This is a genomic window from Sanguibacter antarcticus, from assembly GCF_002564005.1.
In the GTDB taxonomy this organism is placed as follows: Bacteria; Actinomycetota; Actinomycetes; order Actinomycetales; family Cellulomonadaceae; genus Sanguibacter; species Sanguibacter antarcticus.
Genome location: NZ_PDJG01000001.1, coordinates 2,804,915 through 2,827,403 on the forward strand (window position 1 = coordinate 2,804,915; position 22,489 = coordinate 2,827,403).

The 22,489-nt window shown below is 69.0% G+C and carries 17 protein-coding genes; 5 read left to right on the forward strand and 12 right to left on the reverse strand.

What is annotated here, in order from left to right; all coding sequences use genetic code 11:
• Window positions 1–42 precede the first annotated feature (42 nt).
• The gene (locus tag ATL42_RS12705; protein ID WP_098455668.1) at window positions 43–663 is read right to left on the reverse strand and encodes a DinB family protein; all 621 of its coding nucleotides are present in this window, start codon (window positions 661–663) and stop codon (window positions 43–45) included.
• 32 nt (window positions 664–695) lie between these two features.
• A complete protein-coding gene (locus ATL42_RS12710; protein WP_098455669.1) occupies window positions 696–1,664 on the reverse strand; it encodes a LysR family transcriptional regulator in 969 nt (322 codons plus the stop codon).
• 152 nt (window positions 1,665–1,816) lie between these two features.
• Between ATL42_RS12710 and ATL42_RS12715 the strand changes: the two genes are divergently transcribed.
• Complete coding sequence (locus tag ATL42_RS12715; protein ID WP_098455670.1) at window positions 1,817–5,338, forward strand: proline dehydrogenase family protein; 3,522 nt, start codon at window positions 1,817–1,819, stop codon at window positions 5,336–5,338.
• 19 nt (window positions 5,339–5,357) lie between these two features.
• Here the strand turns inward: ATL42_RS12715 and ligA are convergent, their stop codons facing one another.
• From ligA to ATL42_RS12740, 5 genes are all read right to left on the reverse strand, one after another.
• Window positions 5,358–7,502 (reverse strand): NAD-dependent DNA ligase LigA, encoded by a 2,145-nt coding sequence (ligA, locus tag ATL42_RS12720; RefSeq protein WP_098455671.1) that lies wholly within the window; start codon window positions 7,500–7,502, stop codon window positions 5,358–5,360.
• A 150-nt stretch (window positions 7,503–7,652) separates the two neighbouring features.
• Entirely contained in the window at window positions 7,653–9,224 is a 1,572-nt protein-coding gene (locus ATL42_RS12725) for a hypothetical protein (protein WP_098455672.1), read from the reverse strand.
• A 27-nt stretch (window positions 9,225–9,251) separates the two neighbouring features.
• Window positions 9,252–10,694 carry a hypothetical protein gene (locus tag ATL42_RS12730; protein WP_143556763.1) on the reverse strand — a complete coding sequence of 481 codons (1,443 nt, stop codon included), beginning with the start codon at window positions 10,692–10,694 and terminating at the stop codon, window positions 9,252–9,254.
• Complete coding sequence (locus ATL42_RS12735; RefSeq protein ID WP_098455674.1) at window positions 10,687–11,046, reverse strand: helix-turn-helix domain-containing protein; 360 nt, start codon at window positions 11,044–11,046, stop codon at window positions 10,687–10,689. The genes ATL42_RS12730 and ATL42_RS12735 overlap by 8 nt, the downstream gene beginning before the upstream one ends.
• Window positions 11,033–12,148: a tyrosine-type recombinase/integrase gene (locus ATL42_RS12740; RefSeq protein WP_245862533.1), complete on the reverse strand. Its 1,116-nt coding sequence runs from the start codon at window positions 12,146–12,148 to the stop codon at window positions 11,033–11,035. The genes ATL42_RS12735 and ATL42_RS12740 overlap by 14 nt, the downstream gene beginning before the upstream one ends.
• A gap of 498 nt (window positions 12,149–12,646) precedes the next feature.
• Here ATL42_RS12740 and ATL42_RS12745 point away from each other — a divergent pair, with 498 nt between their 5' ends.
• The 4 genes from ATL42_RS12745 to ATL42_RS12755 are packed head-to-tail and all read left to right on the forward strand — an operon-like array spanning window position 12,647 to window position 16,110.
• Window positions 12,647–13,216, forward strand: a complete 570-nt coding sequence (locus ATL42_RS12745; RefSeq protein ID WP_143556764.1) for a hypothetical protein — start codon at window positions 12,647–12,649, stop codon at window positions 13,214–13,216.
• A gap of 34 nt (window positions 13,217–13,250) precedes the next feature.
• Window positions 13,251–14,189 (forward strand): efflux RND transporter periplasmic adaptor subunit, encoded by a 939-nt coding sequence (locus ATL42_RS16475; protein WP_169925425.1) that lies wholly within the window; start codon window positions 13,251–13,253, stop codon window positions 14,187–14,189.
• Window positions 14,190–14,218: 29 nt separating this feature from the next.
• Window positions 14,219–14,917, forward strand: a complete 699-nt coding sequence (locus ATL42_RS16480) for an ABC transporter ATP-binding protein (RefSeq protein WP_169925426.1) — start codon at window positions 14,219–14,221, stop codon at window positions 14,915–14,917.
• Entirely contained in the window at window positions 14,917–16,110 is a 1,194-nt protein-coding gene (locus ATL42_RS12755) for an ABC transporter permease (RefSeq protein ID WP_098455677.1), read from the forward strand. Before ATL42_RS16480 ends, ATL42_RS12755 begins: the two co-directional genes overlap by 1 nt.
• A gap of 120 nt (window positions 16,111–16,230) precedes the next feature.
• Here ATL42_RS12755 and ATL42_RS12760 read toward each other — a convergent pair whose 3' ends face one another.
• The 5 genes from ATL42_RS12760 to ATL42_RS12780 form a co-directional block, all read right to left on the reverse strand.
• Window positions 16,231–17,052 (reverse strand): hypothetical protein, encoded by an 822-nt coding sequence (locus ATL42_RS12760; protein WP_098455678.1) that lies wholly within the window; start codon window positions 17,050–17,052, stop codon window positions 16,231–16,233.
• Between the two features lie 180 nt (window positions 17,053–17,232).
• Window positions 17,233–19,617, reverse strand: coding sequence for a hypothetical protein (locus ATL42_RS12765; protein WP_098455679.1), 2,385 nt, complete (start codon window positions 19,615–19,617; stop codon window positions 17,233–17,235).
• Window positions 19,618–19,751: 134 nt separating this feature from the next.
• The gene (locus ATL42_RS12770; protein ID WP_098455680.1) at window positions 19,752–20,510 is read right to left on the reverse strand and encodes a hypothetical protein; all 759 of its coding nucleotides are present in this window, start codon (window positions 20,508–20,510) and stop codon (window positions 19,752–19,754) included.
• The gene (locus tag ATL42_RS12775; RefSeq protein WP_169925427.1) at window positions 20,507–22,048 is read right to left on the reverse strand and encodes an OmpA family protein; all 1,542 of its coding nucleotides are present in this window, start codon (window positions 22,046–22,048) and stop codon (window positions 20,507–20,509) included. The genes ATL42_RS12770 and ATL42_RS12775 overlap by 4 nt, the downstream gene beginning before the upstream one ends.
• A 69-nt stretch (window positions 22,049–22,117) precedes the next feature.
• Window positions 22,118–22,339 (reverse strand): hypothetical protein, encoded by a 222-nt coding sequence (locus ATL42_RS12780; RefSeq protein WP_211281819.1) that lies wholly within the window; start codon window positions 22,337–22,339, stop codon window positions 22,118–22,120.
• Window positions 22,340–22,489 lie beyond the last annotated feature (150 nt).

The following is a 22,489-nucleotide window of genomic DNA, read 5'->3' on the forward strand; positions in this document are numbered from 1 at the left end:
GGGTCTCTCGGCGGTCGCCCCGATCGGATGCCCGGCGGGGAGTCAGGCCAGGTCAGGGGTGTGCGCCGCATCCTGGCTCGTCGCAGCTGCGGTCCTGGCGGTCTCGTCGAGGCGGGCCCGGTAGCGGTCCCACCAGGCGGCGTCCTCGTGCGGGAGGTTCTCGTTGCCGAGGCGCAGCCCGGTCGACCCGTCGAGGAGCTCTCGGACGATGTCGGCGTGGCCGATGTGCCTCTGGGTCTCGGCGACCATATGGACGAGGATCCGGTGGAGCGTCACCGTGCCGGGGGCTCGCCACCACGGGACGTGACCGAGGGCGTCGAGCGCCAGGGCATCGATGGTCGCGTCCGAGTGCGCCCAGACCCGCCGGTAGAGGTCGACGACCGACTGCCTGCTCTCGTCGAGTGTGGCCCACATGTCGGAGTTCGGCTCGGCATCCTCCTCCATCCAGGGCAGAGGCTCCGGGAACGGACGGCCGAAGACCGTTCCGAAGTACTCCGCCTCGGTACCGGCAACGTGCTTGACGAGTCCGAGGAGGTTCGTGCCGGTCGGTACGAGAGGTCGTCGGACGTCGTGCTCCGACAGCCCGTCGAGCTTCCACAGCAGGATCTCGCGGCCTTCCTGCAGGTAGTGGTGGAGATGCTCTTTCGCTGCGGTCTCGTCCATGGGTCCCATGCTCACAGACGGCGCACAGCGTGTCACTGGGACGGTGCGCCGGACCTGGTTCCTGCGCCAGCCCCGGTTCCGTCGCCGGGCGTCGCGTCCTGGGCCGCGAGCGCCTCGGCCGCCTGCTCGAGCGTCTGGCGGAACATCCGGACGGCAGGGGACGCGAGGCTCGCTGCACGCTGGGCGGTGAAGATGGTGCGTCGTGGCAGGCCGGGAAGGTCGACGAGACGGCAGGTGGTGGTGCGTCCGGTCCAGACGAGGTCGGGCATGAGGCCGACGGCGTTGCCGGACTCGACGAGACGGATCTGCGCCTGGAGGTCGGCGGTCTCGTAGCGGACGTCGGGCTCGAAGCCTGCGGAGCGGCACATCTGCTCGGAGAAGTGCCGGGACGCGGTGCCGCGCGGTTCCATGACCCAGGGCGTGCCGCGGACGTCGTCGAGGTTGGTGACGGGGCGCAGCGCGGTCTCGACCGGGGGCAGCGCGAGGCGGATGGCGTCGGTGGTGAGGACTCGCCGGTCGAGCCCGGCCAGCCAGGGCGAGGCGTGCGCCGGGTACTGCTCGGCGACGACCATGTCGAAGTCGCGGGTCCAGGTCTCTCGCAGCGCCTGCTCCGGCTCGCGCTGGACCATCTCGATGCGGACGTCGGGCGAGAGGGCTGACATGGTGCGCAGCGCGCCGGGCATGAGGGCGAGCGCGGCCGACTGGAAGACGGCGACGCGGACGCGGCCGCGCACGGTCGTGAGGGAGGCCTGGAGCTCGGCCTCGGTGCGTTCGACGATGTCGAGGAGCCGCTCGGTCGCTTCGACGAGGACGTCTGCCTGGGGTGTGAGCTGGACGCCACGGCCGGCTTTGCGGAGGAGCGTCATGCCGGTCTCCTTCTCGAGCATGCTCAGCTGCTGCGAGACGGTCGACGGGCTGAAGTCCATCGCCTCGGCGACGGCGGCGAGCGTGCCTCGCGCGGCGAGCTCGCGCAGGAGGACGAGCCGGTGCAGGTCGAGCATGGGCCCTCCTCGTGGTGCAGGCACCAGTGAATCATCGGCTGCCGTGACGAATATAAGCCAGGAATGATCGCTTTACCCGAAGACTCGGCGGCTTGATACTTGTCACGACGGCCCTGCGACCCAGCACCGTCCACACCTTGAGGGAGACTCCTATGACGCGCGCGAACCCACGTAGCACCTCGTTGCCCGCTGTCACGGGGACGGACGCCGAGAGCGGTCTGGCCGAGGAGTCCGTGGCGCTCGTCCGTCGGTGGCTCGCGGAGGCCTCTGAGCTGCCCGTCGACGGTTCGGCGGCCCAGCTGGCCGGTGCGCTCGGGGAGCCGGGCGGGCTCGACTTCGTCGTCGGTTTCGTCGACGGCGTCATCCGCCCCGAAGACGACCGCGTCGCCGCCCATGCCCTCGTCGAGCTCAGCCGCTCGGCACCGCGGTTCCTGCCTGCCCCGATGCGTGCCGCGCTCCGGCTCGGCGGGGTCGTCGCGCCGATCTTGCCCGGGGTCGTCGTCCCCGTCGCCCGGCGCGTGCTGCGCGAGATGGTGGGGCACCTCGTCATCGACGCGAGCGACAACCGGCTCGGCCCGGCCATCGCCCGCGTGCGCCAGGACGGCGTGCGCCTCAACGTCAACCTCCTCGGCGAGGCTGTCCTCGGCCGCCGCGAGGCGGACAACCGTCTCGAGGGCACGCTGCGCCTCCTGAGCCGCGACGACGTCGACTACGTCTCCGTCAAGGTGTCCTCTACCGTGCCGCCGCACAGCCCGTGGGCGTTCGACGAGTCGGTCGTCCACATCGTCGAGCGGCTGCATCCCCTGTTCTTGGTCGCTGCGCGTTCACCGGCGCCGAAGTTCATCAACCTCGACATGGAGGACTACAAGGACCTCGACCTCACCATCGCGGTCTTCACGCGCCTGCTCGACAGCCCGGACCTTCTCGACCTCGAGGCCGGCATCGTCCTCCAGGCCTACCTGCCGGACGCTCTCTCCGCGATGGTCCGGATCCAGGACTGGGCCGCCGACCGCCGGTCGCGCGGCGGCGCTGCCGTGAAGGTCCGGCTCGTCAAGGGTGCGAACCTGCCGATGGAGCAGGTCGAGGCCGAGGTGCACGGCTGGCCACTGGCCACGTGGGGGACGAAGCAGGAGACCGACACGCACTACAAGCGGGTGCTGCGGTACGCGCTGCACCCCGACCGGACCGCCAACGTGCGCATCGGTGTCGCGGGGCACAACCTCTTCGACGTCGCCTACGCCTGGCTGCTCGCCGGGCGTCGCGGCGTCCGTGCGGGGATCGAGTTCGAGATGCTCCTCGGGATGGCCCAGGGCCAGGCCGAGGCCGTCCGCCGCGAGGTCGGCAGCCTCCTGCTCTACACACCGGTCGTCGCGCCGCGCGAGTTCGACGTCGCGATCGCGTACCTCATCCGGCGTCTCGAAGAGGGGGCCTCGACGGAGAACTTCATGTCCGCCGTCTTCGAGCTCGACTCGGACCCTGTCCTCTTCGCCCGGGAGCGCGACCGGTTCCTCGCCTCGCTCTCGGCGCTCGACGGCGAGCCGGCCGACCACGTGCCTGCCGCTCGTCGCAGCGCGGACCGCTATGCCGCGATCGACGTCCCCGGCCCGGGGCGCTTCGTGAACACCCCCGACACGGACCCGGCGGTCGAGGCGAACCGGACGTGGGGACGAGAGATCCTCGGCCGGGTCGCCGGCTCGACGCTCGGCGCTGCAGCCATCGACGCAGCGCGCGTGACGGACCCGGCAGCGCTCGACGCGCTGATCACGGGCCTGCGCGAAGGCACGTGGGGGTCGCTGTCCGCACAGGAGCGTGCCGCGGTGCTGCACCGTGCGGGCGAGCTGCTCGAGGCGCGCCGCGCGGACCTGCTCGAGGTCATGGCCTCTGAGGCGGGCAAGACGCTCGACCAGGGCGACCCCGAGGTCTCCGAGGCGATCGACTTCGCGCACTTCTACGCCGAGCGTGGGCTCGAGCTCGCGCACGTCGACGGGGCGCGGTTCGTCCCGGCCCGCGTCACCCTCGTGACACCGCCGTGGAACTTCCCCGTCGCGATCCCGGCCGGCTCGACGCTCGCCGCTCTCGCAGCCGGGTCCGCCGTGGTGCTCAAGCCGGCGCAGGAGGCCGAGCGGTGCGGCGCCGTGCTCGCCGAGATCCTCTGGGAGGCAGGGGTGCCGCGCGACGCGCTGCAGCTCGTGCAGGTAGACGAGTCGACCCTCGGCCAGACGCTCATCGCCCACCCGCACGTCGACCGGGTCATCCTCACCGGTGCATACGAGACGGCCGAGCTGTTCCGCACGTTCCGTCCCGACCTGCCGCTGCTCGCGGAGGCGAGCGGCAAGAACTCGATCATCGTCACGCCGAGCGCCGACCTCGATCTTGCGGTGCGCGACGTCGTCGCCTCCGCCTTCGGGCATGCCGGGCAGAAGTGCTCGGCGGCGTCGCTCGTCATCCTCGTCGGCTCGGTCGCCCGCTCGCGCCGCTTCCGCACGCAGCTGCTCGACGCCGCGTCGTCGCTCGTGGTCGGCCCGCCAGACGACCCGCAGACACAGATGGGTCCGCTCGTCGCACCCGCCAGCGGCAAGCTGCTCGACGGGCTCACCACCCTCGACGAGGGCGAGCACTGGTCGCTCGCCCCGCGCCGGCTCGACGCGGCCGGTCAGCAGTGGACGCCGGGCATCCGGTCAGGGGTGGTCCGAGGGTCGACGTCGCACCGGGTGGAGTACTTCGGTCCGGTCCTCAGCGTCATGACGGCCGAGACGCTCGATGACGCGATCAACATCGCGAACGACATCGACTACGGGCTCACGGCCGGGATCCAGTCGCTCGACCCGGCAGAGATCACGACGTGGATCCGCCGCATCCAGGCGGGCAACCTCTACGTCAACCGTGGGATCACCGGTGCGATCGTCCAGCGGCAGCCGTTCGGCGGATGGAAGAAGTCGGCTGTCGGGCCCGGCACGAAGGCTGGCGGGCCGAGCTACCTGCTCGGTCTCGGCTCGTGGGAACCAAGCGAGGCGACGGCGACAGACCTCGTCACCGACCCGGCTGTCGCCCGCGTGCTCGGTGCGGCGCGAGCCGAGGTCGCGATCACCGCGTCTGGCGTGAGCGCCGACCCGGCGGCACCGTCCTTGACCGCGGACGACGTCGCGTCGCTCGAGCGTGCCGCGGCCAGCGACGCCGCGGCGTGGTCGACCGTGTACGGAACCTCAGCCGACGTCTCGGCTCTCGCGAGCGAGCGCAACGTGTTCCGCCACCGACCGGTGATGGACGCGGTGCTCGTCCGCCGGGCGGCCGACGAGCCGCTCGTGGACCTGCTGCGTGTCGTCGTCGCCGCGGCGGCCGCGGGAGCGCCCGTCATCGTCTCGTCTGCCACGGCGCTGCCCTCGCAGGTCCTCGTCGCGGTGCGGGCGGTCGCCCGGCGCCTCTACATCGAGGACGACTCGGCGTGGGCGGCCCGTGCGGCCCGGCGCGGCGGCGGCAGGATCCGGCTGCTCGGCCCGTCCGGGATGGACGCGGTCGCAGCGGCGACCGGCGGACGGCCCGACGTCGCGGTGTGGGCGCACCCGGTGACGGAGTCCGGACGCGTCGAGATGCTGCCGTTCCTGCGCGAGCAGGCCGTGAGCATCACGGCGCACCGTTTCGGCACCCCGAACCACCTCACGGACGAGGTCCTCTGAGCCGGTCGGCTCGCGCCGATCACGGCTCCGGAGAGGTGGATGGTGCGGGGCTCGCAGTGACGTCTTCGTCGGCGACGTCTTCCGCCGGGCTGCTGTCCTCGCTGGCCTCTGCGGTCGGCGCGCCCGCGAGGAGCACGATGAACTCGGCTGGGGTGATGATGCGGACGCCGAGGTCGGTGGCCTTCGTGTACTTCGACGAGGTCGACGGCTCGGAGACGAGCAGGGTCGTCGTGGTGGACACGGAGCTCGAGGCGGTGCCGCCGTTGGCTTCGATGACCTCGGCGATCTCGCCGCGCGTCAGGCCGGGGACAGACCCGGAGACGACGACGCGCATGCCGGAGAGCGGCAGCGCGTCTGCCTCGTCGCCGGGCTCCGGCTCGGTGCCCATGTTCACGCCTGCCGCCTCGAGCGCGTCGAGCACCCCGATCGCCTCGAGCTCGCGCAGCCCTTGGTACATGAGCTCGGCCTTGATCGGGCCGATGCCTCCGACGTCGGCGAGGGCGTCGACGCTCGCGGCGCGGAGCCGGTCCATGGTCGGGAACGCGGCGGCGAGCCGGCGGCCCATCGTGCGGCCCGTGGCCCGGATGCCGAGCGCTGTGATGACGCGGTTCCACGGGGTGCTGCGGGCGCGCTCGATCTCGGCGAAGATCTTGCCGGCGTTCGCGGCGCCGAGGGCGCGGCCGCCGAGGTCGAGCCCTTCGAGCTGCTCGAGCTCGAGCGTGAAGAGGTCAGCCACGGTTGAGACCATGCCGCGCTCGACGAGCGTGGTCGCGATCTCGGTACCGATGCCCTCGATGTCGAAGCAGTCGCGGGACGCTGCGTAGACGACCCGGCCGAGGACAGAGAGCTCAGGAGACGTGGAGCGCCACAGGAGCGTCGACTTGTCCCACGGGTTGCCTACGGGATCGTTCTCGGGCGGCGCCCACGGCTCGGAGTCGTCGGGGCGTGCCTCGAGGTCGACGTCGGCGATGTACGGGATGACGTCGCCCGCGCGGCGGACGGTGATCGTGTCCCCGACCCGGACGTCGCGCTCGAGCATCCATCCGACGTTGTGGCCGCTCGCGAACGTGATGGTCGTGCCGCCGACGAACACGGGCTCGACCTCGACCCGGACGGCGAGGCGCCCGGTGCGCCCGACGGCCGTGGTGATCGCCCGGACGGTGGTCGTCGCGTTCTCGGCCTCGTACTTGTAGGCGACGGCCCACTTCGGTGCGCGGGAGCCGTAGCCGGCAGCCCGGCGGTCCTCGTCGTCGTCGGCCTTGACGACCGCTCCGTCGATCGGGAAACCGAGGGTGGCACGACCGTCGCCGAGGAGCTGGACGCGGGCGAGCACCTCGTCGACGTCCGTGGTGGGCTCGGCGCTCAGGGCGTCGACGAGCTGGTGGACGGTCCCGATGCCGAGGCTCTCGACGAGGGCGATCCGTTGCCCGTGCGTGGTCTCGGCGACCTCAGCGACGGCGGGGTCGGGCAGCACCTCGTAGGCCGCGAACGTCGGGACGCCCGCGAAGGCCGGGTCGCCCTTGCGCAGGATGCCCGCAGCGGCGTTGCGCGGGTTGACGAACGCGGTGGCCTTCGCGGAGGACGCGAGGCGCAGCTCGTTGGCACGCTCGAAGGCCGCTTCGGTGACGAACACCTCGCCGCGCACCTCGAGCACCCCGGCAGACTCGCCGGCGAGCTGCTCGGGCAGCCCGCTGATCTCCAGCCGACGGATGCGGTCGGTGATGTCTTCCCCCGAGCGGCCGTCGCCGCGCGTGGCCGCGACGGCAAGCACCCCGTCGCGGTACGTGACCGTGAGCGCGAGCCCGTCGAGCTTCGGCTCGACGACGACGGGCCCACCGAGGGTCGTGACGAACTCCCCCACCGCCTCGAGCCCGACGACCTTCTCCATCGATCCCATGAGCGACGTGTGCGTGACGTCGCCACCAGCGGACTGGCCCGCCGCGACCGAACCGAGCAGGTCGTCGAACCGCTCCGCGAGCGTCGGGTGGTCGACGGCGGCGATCCGCAGTCGCTCGATCCCGTCGTCGTACTCGGCGTCGGTCATCGTCTGGGCGTCTGTCTCGTAGTACGCCGACGCGGCCGTGCGCAAGGTCGCTGCAAGCTCGTCGAGGGCCGCGGCGGCGTCCCCGCCGGGCGATGGCGTGGGGGTCTCGAGGTCGTTCATCGTCGTCCGATCGTCCAGGGGTGTGGCCGTCCCTCACCCCAGCGGCCATGGGCCATTGTGCCCGAGGGCACTGACAACAGCGGGCGATGGTTCCACGTGAAACCATCGCCCAGGCCGTCGGTGCTGCGTCGACGAGGACAGACACGCCTCCTAACCGACCGGGGTCACTGACCTGTCCCGGTAGTACCCCTCACCGTCGGGGTGCGAGCTGGTGACCGGGTCTGAACCGCCCGCGTCGTAGTAGTCGGCACCGGACGTGTCTTTCGTCTGCGCGCGACACTTGGGCGCGGGGTCGACCGTGCGTGAGTCTCCGTTGACATCGATGTACTGCAAGGACGAGCTCGTGAGCGTCTTCTCCGTGTCGACCTCCGACCACGTCGACGACCACAGCTTGATGGGGGCGACGCGCACGCTGGCCTTGCTGCCTTCTTGCTCCTGGTCGACGTCGTACTCCAGCGAGCGGGCTCCACCCGCTTCGCTGATCTCGTCGAGGATGTCGCCCGCGTACGTGCTCGACCAGTCTTTGCCGAAGTCGATGGCCGCGTCCTTGTCGAGGGTGCCGTCCTCGTCACGCGGGAAGAGCTTCTCAGCATTGCCTTGGAGCATCTCTCGCGCTTCCTCCGTCAGCCCGTCCATGGGGATCGTGACCTCCACCATCGACTGTGTCCCGTCGGCTCCGCCCCAGGTCTTGTACCCGCCCGCGTTGAAGACCTCGAACGGGCCATAGCCGACCTGGACGCTGCCACCAGCCTCTTCAGACCACTTCTCGAGCGTCGTCGTGCTCGTGCGGAACATGATGTGGTCGACAGTCCCGTCTGCGTTCCACAAGACCGAGATCGCCGACGACTCGGTCGTCGAGTCTCCCCCGCCCACGCCGCCGCCGAGCTTGCCCTTCAGCATCGGCAAGCCCGACATCGCGAGCATGATCTGCCCGCCCATGGTGCTGTCAGTGGTGAAGGTCGTGAAGTACTTGCCGTCCGTCATGACCTTGCGCTCCTCGAGCGACGTCTCGGTCACGACGGAGACCTCTGCCTTGGTACCGCCGCCTGCCTCGTACTTGTCCTGCTGACCTCCCAGACCGTCGGAGACCTTGCCTCCGCCGGTCTGCTTCACGGTGAACCACAGACCAAAGCTGACGGTGGACTTCTGGGTCGAGGCCTCCGCTACGTGGATGACCTTGTGGTCAGGCTCGTCTGCCCGCACGCTCTCGAGTGCGTCGAGACGCTCCTTCCACCCTTCCCCGGCCAAGGAGTCCGTGATCGGCAACGAGTAGACACCCGGCTCAGGGTTCGGTACCCAAGGAAACCTCGTGATCTCTTCCATGTCAGGCTTTCTCGAGCAGTCGCCGTAATAGCAGTTGTACGTGTCATCGAAGTCGGCGACGGACTTGTCAGCATGCTCATAGAGGACGTACCAGTCGGCCCATTCCTGGGCGTCTTCGAGGTTGCGGAACTCATAGGTCGTGTCGTCGCTCGCCCCGGTCGCCGACCAGGCTCCGAAGGACACCCCGCCCTTGGCCTTGCCTTTGCTCGCGACGACTTCCAGCGTGATGCCGTTGCCGCTCCCTGAACCGTGCAGGGCGTGCATGCGGACCGTGCCGTTACCCATCTTCTCGAAGACGAACGCCTCAGACTTCGACCACTCCCAGAACAGCACCTGATGGACCTCGTCCTTCGCCTGAGTGTTCTGCCAGACGACGCACTCACGCTCTGTCGGCGACATGCATGTGTTCGATGGGGAAGTAATCGCCTAGTTCTGCTCTCGCAGTTGTGGGTAGTCGTTCCAGGTCCCGCCGGAGAGCTGGCTCCACCTGGCAGCGGTGCTCTCGGCGACACCGAAGGCGTCAGCGACCACGCGGGCGGGCAGTGCTGTGGCCAGGTGTCGCATGGCTGCATCCTTGGCCGTGCGCGGGCTGATGCCCACGGCTAGGAGAAGCTCACCGAGGCGCGACGAGGTGATGTGCGTCGTGGGCATGAGTCCGCTGAAGAGCCATTCGGTGCCCTCGGTGCGGTAGATCGTGCGCACGACGGGGTCGTTCACGTAGGTGCGAAGGAGGTCGCCCAACGCTCGTGGCATCGTCACGGGGTCTGTGGCGAAACGCACGGCGACCGATTCGTCGGTGATGGTGACGTCCGAGTGCTTCATCTGGGCGCAGGTGGCTAGGGACTGAGCGAAGAGGAGCACAAAGAGCCCTACGATCCGGGTCGTCACGGGGAGCTTGTCGTCGTCGAGCAGACGATCGATGTGTTGCCATCGCTCGCCCTCGCTGACGGCCGGACGTGCGTTCGTACCCGCTCGCCGTTGAACCTCGACGTCGGTCACGTGCCGGTTGGTACGCGCCCAGGTCAGGAAGGTCATCAGGGCGTTGCCGGTGTTGGCGATCTGAGCGAAGTAGTAGTCGAGGTCCCCTTGTGTGACTGTTGACAGTGACTGGCCTTGCCCCTCGACCCATGCCAGGAGGTCTCGGATGGCCGTGAGCTGATGGCGGCGACTGTCCACGACGGAGGCGCTGGCGTGGGTGTTCGGGTATCGCTGACTGAGGGAGCGCAGGATGTGCCACCGGTAGTGGCGCCTCAGCACGTGCGCGTGCTCAGTCGAGAGGGACTCGAGGAGACGCTGCGCGAAGAGGTCGAGGTCGTTGACGTAGATGTCGATCTCAGGGAGCGTCTTCGCGCTGATGAGCAGGCAACGAAGGTAGCGAATCCGGGGAGACGGTCCGAGGAGGTCGAGCGTCGCGTGACTGATCGGGGCGATCCCCAACGCCATCTGCCCCAGGGCCGTGCTGATCCCGTCTCTCCTGAGCCATCGAGTGACGTTGCGCGCGTCCGGTGCACTCAGCAGGTGCTCGAAGAGACTCACAAGGTCGGGGTGGAGAGTGCCGTCCTCGCGGGCCAGGACCTTTGATGCTCGATCCTTGAGCCGGCACGTTCCGCACTGGGCGCCGGTGAGCTGCTCCTCGCTGCCGCACGAGCGGCAGGCGAACCTGCTCGGCACTCCGGCGCACGCAGCGCACACGACGTTCTGCTCTTTGTCGTGGAAGGCGAGGACCTTGGGGACACCGCAGGACGGGCAGGGGAAGGCTTCACGTCGCAGCCGCGAGTAGCACGGGTTGCAGATCGGTCCGCCTAGTAGGTCATAACCGGCGGTGATCGTCCTCGCGCATATGTGGCACGAGCGGGCGGGCTCAGTCACTCGTGGGGCGGTGGATGCGTGCTGGGATCGGTCGCAGGGATCCGATCGACGGTCCCGTGGCACCGGTGGTGCTGGCGGTGCCGGTGCGTGTGGATCCGGTGGCGGCGACGGGCGGGTTGATCTCGATCAGGTCGGCCGGGCTGCAGCTCAAGATGGTGCACAGGGCAGCGAGGATCTCCATGTTGAGGCGAGCCGGTGGCTTGGTGACGAGGCGAAAGACCTGCTCCCTGGAGAGGTGGACCCCTGCTGCGCGTAGCGGTTCGACGAGGTCGGTGGTCTGGAACATTCCGGCAGAGGCCATCAGGGCGCGCAGGTGCCAGGTGATCGGTGCGTGAGTGTCAGGGCTGGGCATGGGAGTCTCCGTAGACGCGCGACAGGGCTTGGGCGATGACCCGGTTCTTGTAGTCGTTACCGACCGAGGTGTAGATGGCGGTGGTCGAGGCGTAGAGGTGACCGACCTGATCTTGGACGAACTTCTCCGAGTACCCCCACTCGATGAGGTTCGTGACGTAGGTGTGGCGCAGCGCATGCAGACTCAGCTCGACGGGCAGACCCGCACGGTCGCGCAGGTCCGCGAAGCGGCTGTCGAGGTAGCGCAGGCACACTCGCGTACCGCGCTCGGTCGGCCACAACGCTCCCCGCGGATCGTCCGACAGTCGCGGCCGTCCTTCATCGACCCACTGGCGGAGGCCGTCGACGACCCAGTCCAGCTCGGGCAGGGTCAGTACCGTCCGGCGGCGAGGACCAGAACCGCTCGATCCTTTGCCCCATCGCACCTCTACCGCGCCGTAGGTGCCGAACCTCGGCGCCGCCGGGTTCGGGCGGAGGTCGGCGAGCTCCAGCGAGGCTGCTTCCTTGCGGCGGAGCCCGAACGCGTAGATAGTCTTGAAGATCTGTGCGTCCCGCAACGCACTGAGCGCGCCCTTCCTGCCCGCGGCGAGGATCGTCTCGACCCGCTCGTCGGCGCACGCGAAGAACGCCTCAAGCTCGTCGTACGTCAACGCTCGGCGCTGCGGGCGCCCTTCGTACTCGAGCAGGTGGGCGACCGTGTTCCAGTCGTGGCAGATCTGCTGAGGAGCGCTGCCGAAGCGTTCGAGGCACTCCGCGACCCACTCGTAGCGCATGTCGGTGAGGTAGGCGCAGAAGATGCGGACGGTCATCTGATAGTTGCGGATCGTCGACTTCGCCAACGGCTTCGACCCGGACATCGACCGCACGGTGAAGTCCTCGAGGTCCCCCGGACCCCACTGCCACGGCGGCTTCTCGCAGTAGCCAGCGAACCGGCGGATGAACTTGATCCGCACCTCGACACCGTATGGATCGAGCCCCCGGCTGCGCTGCTGATCACGCCAGCCGTTGAGCATCTCGTCGAAGACGAAGCTCGCCTCGTGCAACGGGCGCACGCTGCGCAAACGGCGCGTCGGGCTGAGGCTGAGGTCAAGGTGGTCCGACACCGTCCAAGTGTTGCATCTGACGCATCATCGATGCAATGGATGCAAGGAGTTCGCGTCCGGACTCGCGATCGAGGCTGTGAACGACAGGCCACAGCCAGGCTCGACGATGCAAGCTCGGCCAAGCGGGCATGCATTTGCTCCGCATGACTCTAGATCCGCCCCCTTCAGTCGTCCGTAACACGTTCGGGCGGCATGAATAGTGCCTCGCGACTGGCATTCACTGGCCCAGAGTATGTGAATTCCTTTCGGATGGTAGCGGACCCTCCGTGCGTCCGCGGGCGGGAACTGTCCACAAGTTCCTCCAGGTCAGGGCGCACAGAGACGGACCGTCGAGCCCGCGGAAGCCCGCTCAGAAGACGCCGACATCAACCGTGCCTACCCAGCGCCAAATGAGTCCAGATCTGCTCTTGTGGCAACGTGAGCGTTTCGCTAGGTTTCCGATACGGACATGTTGTCCGATTTCCCTAGACTCACATCCACGCCTGAAGAATCGCGATCATGACCACCACCCCTTCGTCCGCCGTCCGGGCACGTCGAGCAGGATCCCTGCTCCTCGTCGTCTTGTGCGCTGCTCTTGCAGGCTGCACGGCGAGCCCCGACGCCTCTGCCCCCGACACCACGTCACCGGGCGTGACAGTGCTCGAATATCCGGCGATGCTCGCCGAGTTCCGTGCGGAAGCTGCGACGCTGCAGCTCCCCGAGGGTGCCACCTGGATCGAGCCGGCGGAACCAGAGCCTGAACCCCTCCCCGGAGGCGGCATGGGAGTTTCCGACTTCGAGCAGGGTGTAGGCGTCGGAGCGGCGGGAAATCAGTGGTTCTGCTACTGGACTCGACAGTGGTTGGCGCAGCGGGGCGTCGATCCCACGGCGGAAGCGGAAGCACTGGACGTCATGAACTCGTACGTCGACAGTAGGGCGTTCCTCGAGACCATGGACCCAGCAAGCGCTCAGCCCCTCATCCTCGACCTCCTGAAGAAGGCGGCCCTCGGGGACCCGTCAGCGGCGGCGAGCTATGACGATCTCAGTTGCAAGTGGTGGCTGGCGCCAAACGCGTCGGCCGCGTCGTGACGCACCCAACGGGCGTCCGCTCCGGTAGGGCACTGTGACTGCGCCCCGCCGCGCCGCCATCTGCACCGCTGTGCTGCTCGGATTGCTGACTGCGTCCGGGTGCTCCGCGGTCGAGCTCCCGTCGGCTGCTCAGGCCACTCCCGTCGAGTCGATCCCGGTACAGCCCATCGCGGTGGTCACCGGATCGATCACCTCAGTCGTGAGCGTCCCCGTGACAGCAGTCGTGCGACCTGAGTACGCGGTCGTGTCCCCGGGGGACGGTCGGGTACGCCTGGCCAGCTCACTGACCAAGGACAAGGAGGTCACCGCCGGTCAGGTCCTGGGGTGGCTCGGTGAGACCACGATCACCGCCCCGACGGACGGCATCCTCACCTACCGCCTTCCCGACCGGACCACGTTGATCCACCAGGGCATCCCCGTCGCCACGATCAGGTACCCAGGATTCGGCGTCACGGGGACCGTGCCCGTCGCCCAGGCGTTCCGCCTGTCCGCGGACCCGTCCATCGCCAAGGTCCAGCTCGACTCCGGACCTGGCGTCACCGACTGCGCTCCCCAGCCGACCGCTCCAGCAGGATCGTCGACCCCCTCGACAACCACGCCATCGGCTGCTTCTCCATCAGCCGCCGTGACATCGACTCCCGCGCAGTCGACTGTCGTCGAGGCACCGACCACAGCCGCTGCGACGCTCGAGGTGCTGTGCCTCCTGCCCTCGGGCACGGGCGTTGTCGACGGGCTCACCGGCACCTTGGGGCTGCGAACGGGCGAGGTCACCGACGTCCTCGTCCTGCCGGTCGCTGCGGTCGCCGGGGCCGTCGATCACGGAGACGTGGCGCTCGTCGTCGACGGGACTGTGACCACGACGCCCGTCACCCTCGGGATCAGCGACGGCGTCCTGGTCGAGATCACCGGCGGGCTCGCTCTCGGCGACCAGGTCTTGCCGTTCGGCCCGAACCTTCGCCAGACCATCTCGTGAAGGGGCAGCCCTCTACGCCCGATGCCCCCGTGCTCACTGCGACGGACCTGCGGCGCACCGTGCGCCTACCCGGTGGCGGCACCCTCGCCGTTCTCCAGGGAGTCGACCTTGAGGTGCGTGCCGGAGAGTCGGTGGCGATCGTGGGGCGCTCTGGATCGGGAAAGACCACATTGCTCGCCCAGCTCGGCCTCTTGTCCCCTGTCAGCGGCGGGCGCCTGGAAATCCTGGGGATCGACGTCTCATCGATCAGCGACCGCCGCAGGGCACGGATGCGCAACCGCAGCATCGGGTACGTCTTCCAGTCCTACTCCCTCGTCCGGCACCTGTCCGCGCTCAAGAACGTCGAGCTCGCTCTGCTCTACGGCGCGCGGACCGGGCGCCGGGAACGGCGACGTCGCTCCCGCGCAGCCCTGGCGGCAGTCGGCCTCACCGACCGCGCACGGTCACGCCCCAAGCACCTCTCCGGCGGCGAGCAACAACGCGTGGCGATCGCGCGCGCCCTCGTGCGTGAACCTGCGCTCATCCTCGCCGACGAACCCACCGGTGCCCTCGACGTCGACACCGCAGCCTCAGTGCTCGACGTCCTGCTCAAGGCAACTCGCGAGCGGGGCTGCGCGCTCGTCGTGGTTACTCACGACGAGGCAGTGGCTGCGCAGATGAGCCGTCGCGTCGTCATGCACGAAGGCACCATCCGCACCACCCCCGCACTCGACGGAGTCGACGCCTGATGCGCACCGCCATCCACGCACTGGCCGATCTACGAGCCCACCCCTGGCGGGCAGCTTTGTCCGGGGTGAGCCTGACGATCGGCGTCCTTGCCGTCGTCGCGATCTTCACCATCAGCTCGGTCATCTCCGAGGTGTTCATCGCCGGCGCAGAGCAACAGTTCGGCCGAAAGATCACGGTCACCGGCACCCTCGAGCACCTCGCGCCGTCCGCCGACACCGTGCGCGCGATGCTCGACGCCGCCGACCCCTTCACCCAGGCCGGAGGCTCCGCCGCACTGATTGTGGAATCCACGTCCGTGCCCGGGATCTCCCACCCAGACGCCGCAGCAAACAACGAACCATTCGCCCGCGAGTCGATCAAGTTCGTCGCTGGCAACCTCGACAGCATCCGTCGCCTGCCCCTCATATCGGGGCGCTGGTTGAACTCCCGCGAGGACTACCCGCTCGAGATCACGCTCAACCCGACCGCAGCAGACACCTGGGGCGGAGTCGGAGCACAGCTCGCCCTCCAGGTCACGCCCTACTCCCCAACCCTGACCGCCACCGTGGTGGGCGTCGCCGCCGATGGATCCAACGACCCCGTCGTCTACGCGTCCCTACCCGCAGTCCTCGTCTACCAGCCTGACCTTTTGTCAACGGCCAACGTGCAGCTGATCCTCCACGACAAGGCCGCCGACGACACCACCTTCCGAGAGGTCGCCGAGCGGATCGCCGCAGCCGGAGGCGGCACCCTGGAGCCCAGCGGAATGAAGCGCTCCGACCAGGTCGACCGCCTCCTAGCCGACCTGCGCACCCAGCAACGCGCCTTCCTCGCCATCGCCCTCCTTGCCCTGGTGATCTCCGCACTCGGCATCCTCAACATCGGCCTCGCCAGCATCGGCGAACGCGCCCGCGAGCTGGTCGTCCGACGCGCCCTCGGAGCCACCCGATCCGGGGTCATCAGCCAGGTGCTCCTCTCGTCGATGATCATCGGACTGATCGCCTCCGCGGCCGCGGCCGCAGCCGCCATCTGGGGCGTGCAGTGGTGGGTACCCCAGCAGATCCCTCTCGGATCGGCCATCGAGCCTCCCGGAGTGCCCTGGACCGCAGTCGCCTGGGGAGCCCTCGCCGCAGTCGCGACCACACTTATCGGCTCAGCGTTGCCCGCGCTCGTCGCCGGCCGGCTCGACGTCGCGACCGCACTCCGCGACTGATCGGCCGCGACACGCGGCCTCGACACGAACACACACCGCCTGCGAACTCCCACCGGTGCGACCGGGCCGAGGGCAACCACACCGGACACCAGCCTGCCGTTGCACCTGGCGCAATAATGCTCAGTCCATCGCGTTGAGCGACTCGACCACACAGTCTTTGAGCGCCGCGGCACTCGCCTCCTGCGACGCAGGCCCGCTCCAGTCTGTGTAGTCCTCCCACGCGGCCTTGCACTGCTTCGGCACCCATAGGTCAGTGCACCCCACCTGTACCGTCGGCTCGAGAAGATTCAGCACCGGCTCGATCGCAGAGCTCGCGGGCGTCGCGTTCTTGCAGTCCTGGGTGTCCGGGTCCTCGTCGGTATCGCCGGTCGTGGAATCGGTCACGCACTCTGCCCACTCCGCAAACCCCTCCTCGCCCGACAGGTCTGTGCCCTGCTCCCACCCGCTGCGCGGCGCGCTGCACTCCGCCGGCGGCGTATAGGCCTGACACCCCGTCCACACGACCGTCCGGCCGTCGATCGTCCACACCGTCTCGAGCCCCGCCGGATCACCGACGACCTCACCGGTCTCCGAGTACTCACAGTCCTCACCCCGCGGGTGGCACGGCTCGGCAGAGTCGTACCCGTTCGACGTGTCGCACAGCTCGTCATAGTCCTCAGGCGCCACCATCCCCGTGTTCGGCGGCACGACAGCCGGACCGTCCTCGTCCTCGTCGTCGGGCACCTCCATGGACGGCTCCGGGGCGCAGTCGTCCGACGCCCCGGGCGCCGCCTCGCCCGCCCACGCCTCGTCCGCGGAGTCCACCACGCACTCGGCCTTCCACCCGATCCACTGCCCCACCGGCGCCCCGCTCAAGGTCACCGTGGTGATCGCCGCGACAACCAGCATCACCACGCCCACCACCTCGACCCCGGCGGCCCCACGCTCACGTCGCTGTCCCATACGACGACCCTTCAGTGAGACGACACCACGATCCAGGGGCCCTGGACCTGCCCAGGACCCCGCACGGGCCCGGGCCTGCCCCGCGACGACGATCAGAGGAGCAGGCTCACGCGCGAAGGCAACCGTTGGATCTGCGCGGTCTAGGCGAGGTCGCTGACCATCTCGCCGACCCGCACTCCCTCAGGTGTCCCACGTCGGTGTCACCGACCTGTCCCGGTAGTACCCCTGACCGTCAGGGTGGGAGCTGGTGACCGGGTCTGAGCCGCCCGCGTCGTAGTAGTCGGCGCCGGACGTGTCTTTCGTCTGCGCCCGACACTTGGGCGCAGGATCGACCGTGCGCGACTCACCGTTGACGTCGATGTACTGCAGCGACGAGCTCGTGAGCGACTTCTCCGTGTCGATCTCCGACCACGTCGACGACCACAGCTTGATCGGGCCGACCTTCACGCTGGCCTTGCTGCCCTCTTGCTCTTGCTCGATGTCGTACTCCAGCGCACGAGTGCCACCCGTCTCACCGATCTCGTCGAGGATGTCGCCCGTGTAGTCCGTCGACCAGTCCTTGTTGAAGTCGATAGACGCGTCCTTGTCGAGGTTGCCGTCCTCGTCACGCGGGAAGAGCATCTCGGCGTTGCTCTGGAGCATCTTGCGGGCTTCCTCCGTCAGCCCGTCCATCGGGATCGTGACCTCCGCCATGGACTGCGTCCCCTCGGCTCCGCCCCAGGTCTTGTACCCGCCCGCGTTGAAGATCTCGAAGGCACCGTAGTTGAGCTGGAGACTGCCACCGGCCTCTGCGGACCACTTCTCGAGCGTCGTCGTGCTCGTGCGGAACATGATGTGGTCCACGGTGCCGTCCGCGTTCCACAGGACCGAGATCGTCGAGGAGTCGGTCGAGTCACCTCCACCGCCCCCGTTGCCAGACGCCTTGCTCTTCAGCAGAGGAATACCCGACATCGAGAGCATGACCTGCCCGCCCACCGTGCTGTCCGTGGTGAACGACGTGTAGTACTTGCCGTCCGTCGTCACCTTGCGCTCCTCGAGCGACGTCTCGGTCGTGAGAGAGAACTCTCCCTTCACGCCGCCGCCCAGCTCGTACTTGTCTTGCGTCCCGCCCAGGCGGTCTGGGATCTTTCCCCCTCCGGTCGCCTTCGCGGTGAACCACGCACCAAAGTTGAAGGTGGACTTCTGGGTCGAAGCTTCCGCTACGTGGATGACCTTGTGGTCGGGCTCGTTGGCCCGTGCCTCTTCGAGCGCAGCGAGGCGCTTGTTCCAGCCTCCCCCAGCCATGTTGCCCATGCTCGGCATCGGCATGCCTCCCGGTGAAGGGCTCTGGATCGGCGGGAGCTTCCAGTTCTCTTCCATGTCGGGCTTGTTCGAGCAGTCTGAGTAATAGCAGTTGTACGCGTCGTCGAAAGCAGCGACGTCTTTGTCAGTTTTCTCGTACTCGACGTACCAGTCGGCCCACTTCTGCGCGTCTTCCATGTTGCGGAACTCATACGTCGTGTCGTTCGTCGCCCCGGTCGCAGCCCAGCCGCCGAAGGCGACCCCGCCTTTGAGGCTTCCCTGGCTCATGACGAATTCCAACGAGATGCCGTTTCCTTTCCCCGAGCCGTGCAGGGCGTGCATCCGGATGGTGCCGTCGCCCATCTTCTCGAAGACGAACGCCTCAGACTTCGACCACTCCCAGAACAAGACCTGGTGGACCTCGTCCTTCGCCTGCGTGTTCTGCCACACCACGCAGTCACGCTCCATCGCGTTGAGCGTCTCCACCACGCACTCCTTGAGCGCCGCAGCACTCGCCTCCTGCGACGCAGGCCCGCTCCAGTCGTTGTAGTCCTCCCACACCGACTTGCACTGCTTCGGCACCCACAGGTCCGCGCAGCCCACCTGGACCGTCGGTTCGTCGAGGTTCACCGTCGGCTCGATCGCAGAGCTGCCGGGAGTGGCGTTCTTGCAGTCTTGGGTGTCCGGGTCCTCGTCCGTGTCCCCGGTCGTCGAGTCGGTCACGCACGCGACCCACTCCGCGAACCCTTCCTCGCCCGAGAGGTCCGTGCCCTGCTCCCACCCGCTGCGGGGTGCGCTGCACTCTGCCGGAGGCGTGTATGCCTGGCATCCGGTCCATACGACGACGCGACCGTCGATCGTCCACACAGTCTCGAGCCCCGCCGGATCACCGACGACCTCACCGGTCTCCGCGTACTCACAGTCCTCACCCCGCGGGTGGCACGGCTCAGAAGAGTCGTACCCGTTCGACGTGTCGCAGAGCTCGTCGTAGTCCTCGGGAGGAACCATCCCGGTGTTCGGCGGCACCACAGCAGGCCCATCGGCATCCTCGTCGTCCTCAGGCACTTCCGTGGAGGGTTCGGGGGCGCATCCGTCGGTTGCTCCGGGCGCCGCCCCGTCCTCCCACGCCTCGTCCGCGGAGTCCACCACGCACTCGGCCTTCCACCCGATCCACTGGCCCACCGGTGTGGCGCTCAAGGTCACAGTGGTGATCGCCGCGACAACCAGCATCACCGCCCCCACCACCTCGACCGCGGCGGCCCCACGCTCACGTCGTTGTCCCATAGGACAACCCTTCAGTGAGACGACGCCATGATCCAGGGACCGTGGGCCTGCCCAGGACCCTGCACGGGCCCAGGCCCAGCAGGTCACGGGACCTGAGACCGTCGCCCGAGGCTGTCTCGCAGCAGCTGCGAGGGTCAGAGCACGAGACCTACACGCGACGTGTACCCACTGGTCTCGGGGGTCTCGAGGGCCGTGCCGCTCTGCGGCCGGGACGTGTGGCAGGTGCCGTCGACACGGACACCGATCATGCCGGCGGACACGCACAAGCCGCCGGTGGGACGCACCTCCGCGACCGCGACCGCGTGCGCCCGTTCTTCTCCCCCGTCGACGAGCGGCGTCTCGTAGCGCACCTCGACATAGACGAGCCAGCGCTCGAGATCGACCTGGACGTCGACGAGCTCGGCGCCGTTGGCCGTGGCGAGCCGCTCAGCGGCCTCGTACGCGACATCCAGGTCCGCCACGTCCCCGAGGGACGTTCCAGCCAGCGTCCAGACAGGCGCCGGGACAGGTGCCGGAGGCGGTTCCTCCTCCGCGGGAGTCTCGTCGGTCCCCGGCTCCGGGCTGGCTGGGTCCTCCGAGCCCGGGTCCGGCGTGACCACCGGGTCGGGCGTGACCTCCGGTTCGGGCGGCTCCGCGGTGCGGGCCTCCTCGAAGGTCCGCTCGACAGCGTCGTCGAGGACGCCCGCCGCCGCGAGCGCCGCGGCATCGGCTGCGGTCACGGCGGTGCGGCGGTCGGACAGGCCTGAGGCCACGATGGTGACGAGGAGGATCGCCAGGAGCACGAGCCCGAGCACCATGGGGATCGCCATGACGTGGAGCGAGCCTCGTTCACGGTCCGACGACCGGGGACGCTCGTGCGGCACGGGCGCGTCGTGCAGGCCGGTGCGGGTCACCTGGCCTCGTCCTCGACGGGGACGTCGACGATGCGGAACCGGTCGGGGGCGTCGATCGTCACGACGTCTTCTCCTTGGTCGGGCCAGTAGACGCTCACGGTGAGGACGTCGCCGGGGGCTTGAGGCCCGGCGGCGAGGAGCTCGTCGCCGAGGATGCGCCGGGTGCCGCTGTCGGTCTCGTAGTCGAGCGGGTACAGGCGCTCGGTCTCGCCGAGCAGCGTGAGCTCGTGGAGGCCGAGGTGGGTGCTCACGGCGGAGAAGCCGCGGGCGGCTGACAGGCCTCGGCCGTACTCGCCGAACAGTGCGCTCACGGCGCCACCGTGCCCGTCGACGAGCTCGATCTCGATCGTGCCGCGCAGGCCTGCTGCGGTGCGCACGACGGTCGCGGGCCCCACCGTGTAGGTGCCTGAGCCGTCGCCGGCGTCGACCTGCACGGGTTCGCCGTCGGTCGACGTCGGTGCGTCGGTCGAGGGCGGGCCGCTCGCGCCGGGTGCGGTCGGCACCGACGGAGAGGCCGTGCCTGCGGCGGTGAAGGAAATCTCGACGCGGCGGTTGGCTGCACGGGCGGCGGCGTCCGTGCCTGCGGCGACGGGTCGGGACTCGCCGTACCCGGCGGTCTCGACGACCTGGTCGTCGCTCAGGGCGGGGCGCAGGGCGTCGGCGACCGACGTGGCGCGCTGCTCGGAGAGCGACTGGTTGTACTCCTCGGTGTCGACGTCGTCGGTGTGCCCCGCGACGACGATCCTCCCGGCGGCTCCGTCGGCGACGATCGAGCGGGCGACGTCCTCGACGACGCGGGTGCCCTCAGGGTCGAGGACGTGCTCGTCGGCGGCGAAGAGCACGTCTGCGGTGAGCGTGAGGGTGACGTCGTCTCCTTCGACGGCGACCGAGCTCTGGTCGTCGTAGGCGGCGGTGAACGCTCGCAGGTCGTAGGACTGGCCGCCGCTCGTGGGCAGCCCGCCGAGCTCGTCGCGCGCTGCGTCGACGTCGAGCGCGGCATCGTCGTCCTGCGTCGAGTCGACGACCGGTACCGCGGCGACCACGCCGACAGCGGGCAGGACGACGTCGACGTCCTCACCGCTGGGCGCGGCGTGGACGGTGTGCAAGGTCAGAGACTCGCCCGGCTCGACCGTGAGGGCACCGTCCGATGCCCACACGGTGTCGTCTCGCACGACCGGGAGCGCGGTGCGCGCCTCGCGGTCGACGAGCCGGACGGCTCGTGCGCCCTTGCGCTCGGTCACGTCCTCGATGAGGAGGTACCCGAGGTCGACGGGCTCCTCGGCGTCGGCGGGGACCGTCACCTCGAGGGTCGTGACAGCGACGTCACCGTCGACCGCCACGGGGTGCGCGGCGACCGTGAGGGTGCTCGTGCCGTGTGCGAAGGTCGCCGTCGTGCGCGCGGGCACGGTCTCTGTCTCCCCCGCGCTCGGAGACAGCGACGGGGACGGGGACGGCACCTGATCGCGCTCGGGCTCTGCGCTGCAGCCCGCCACGAGCAGCGTCAGCACGAGAACCGTGGCTGTCCTCTTCGTGTGCACCCGTCCACCGTCTCCCGTCCGTCCCTCGTCACGTCCCACGTGCGACCGACCGCCTCGTGGGACGTCGTGTCAGTTGGTCCCGCCGACCTCGCCGATCTTCTCCACGGCGTTCGTGAGCTGGGTAGCGATCGCGTCGCCGACCCCCGACGCCTGGGCGACCACTGCGACGATGATCGCCACCACGACGATGATGATGCCGACGTACTCGACCGAGCCCTGTCCGGCCTCTCCGCGGAAACGGTTGCCGAGTGTGCAGAACATCGCCGTCGTCCATGCTGCGAGCTTGTCCATGATCCTCACTGCCCTTCGTGTCGTGGGTGACACCGTGTGCGGTCCCACCAGCACGAGCAACGCTAGGAGCCGGGACGACCCGGGCGACAGGGCGTCGACACCTTGGGCGGGCCCCTCTCAGGCCCAGGGTGCTCTGGGTCCAGGGGCCCG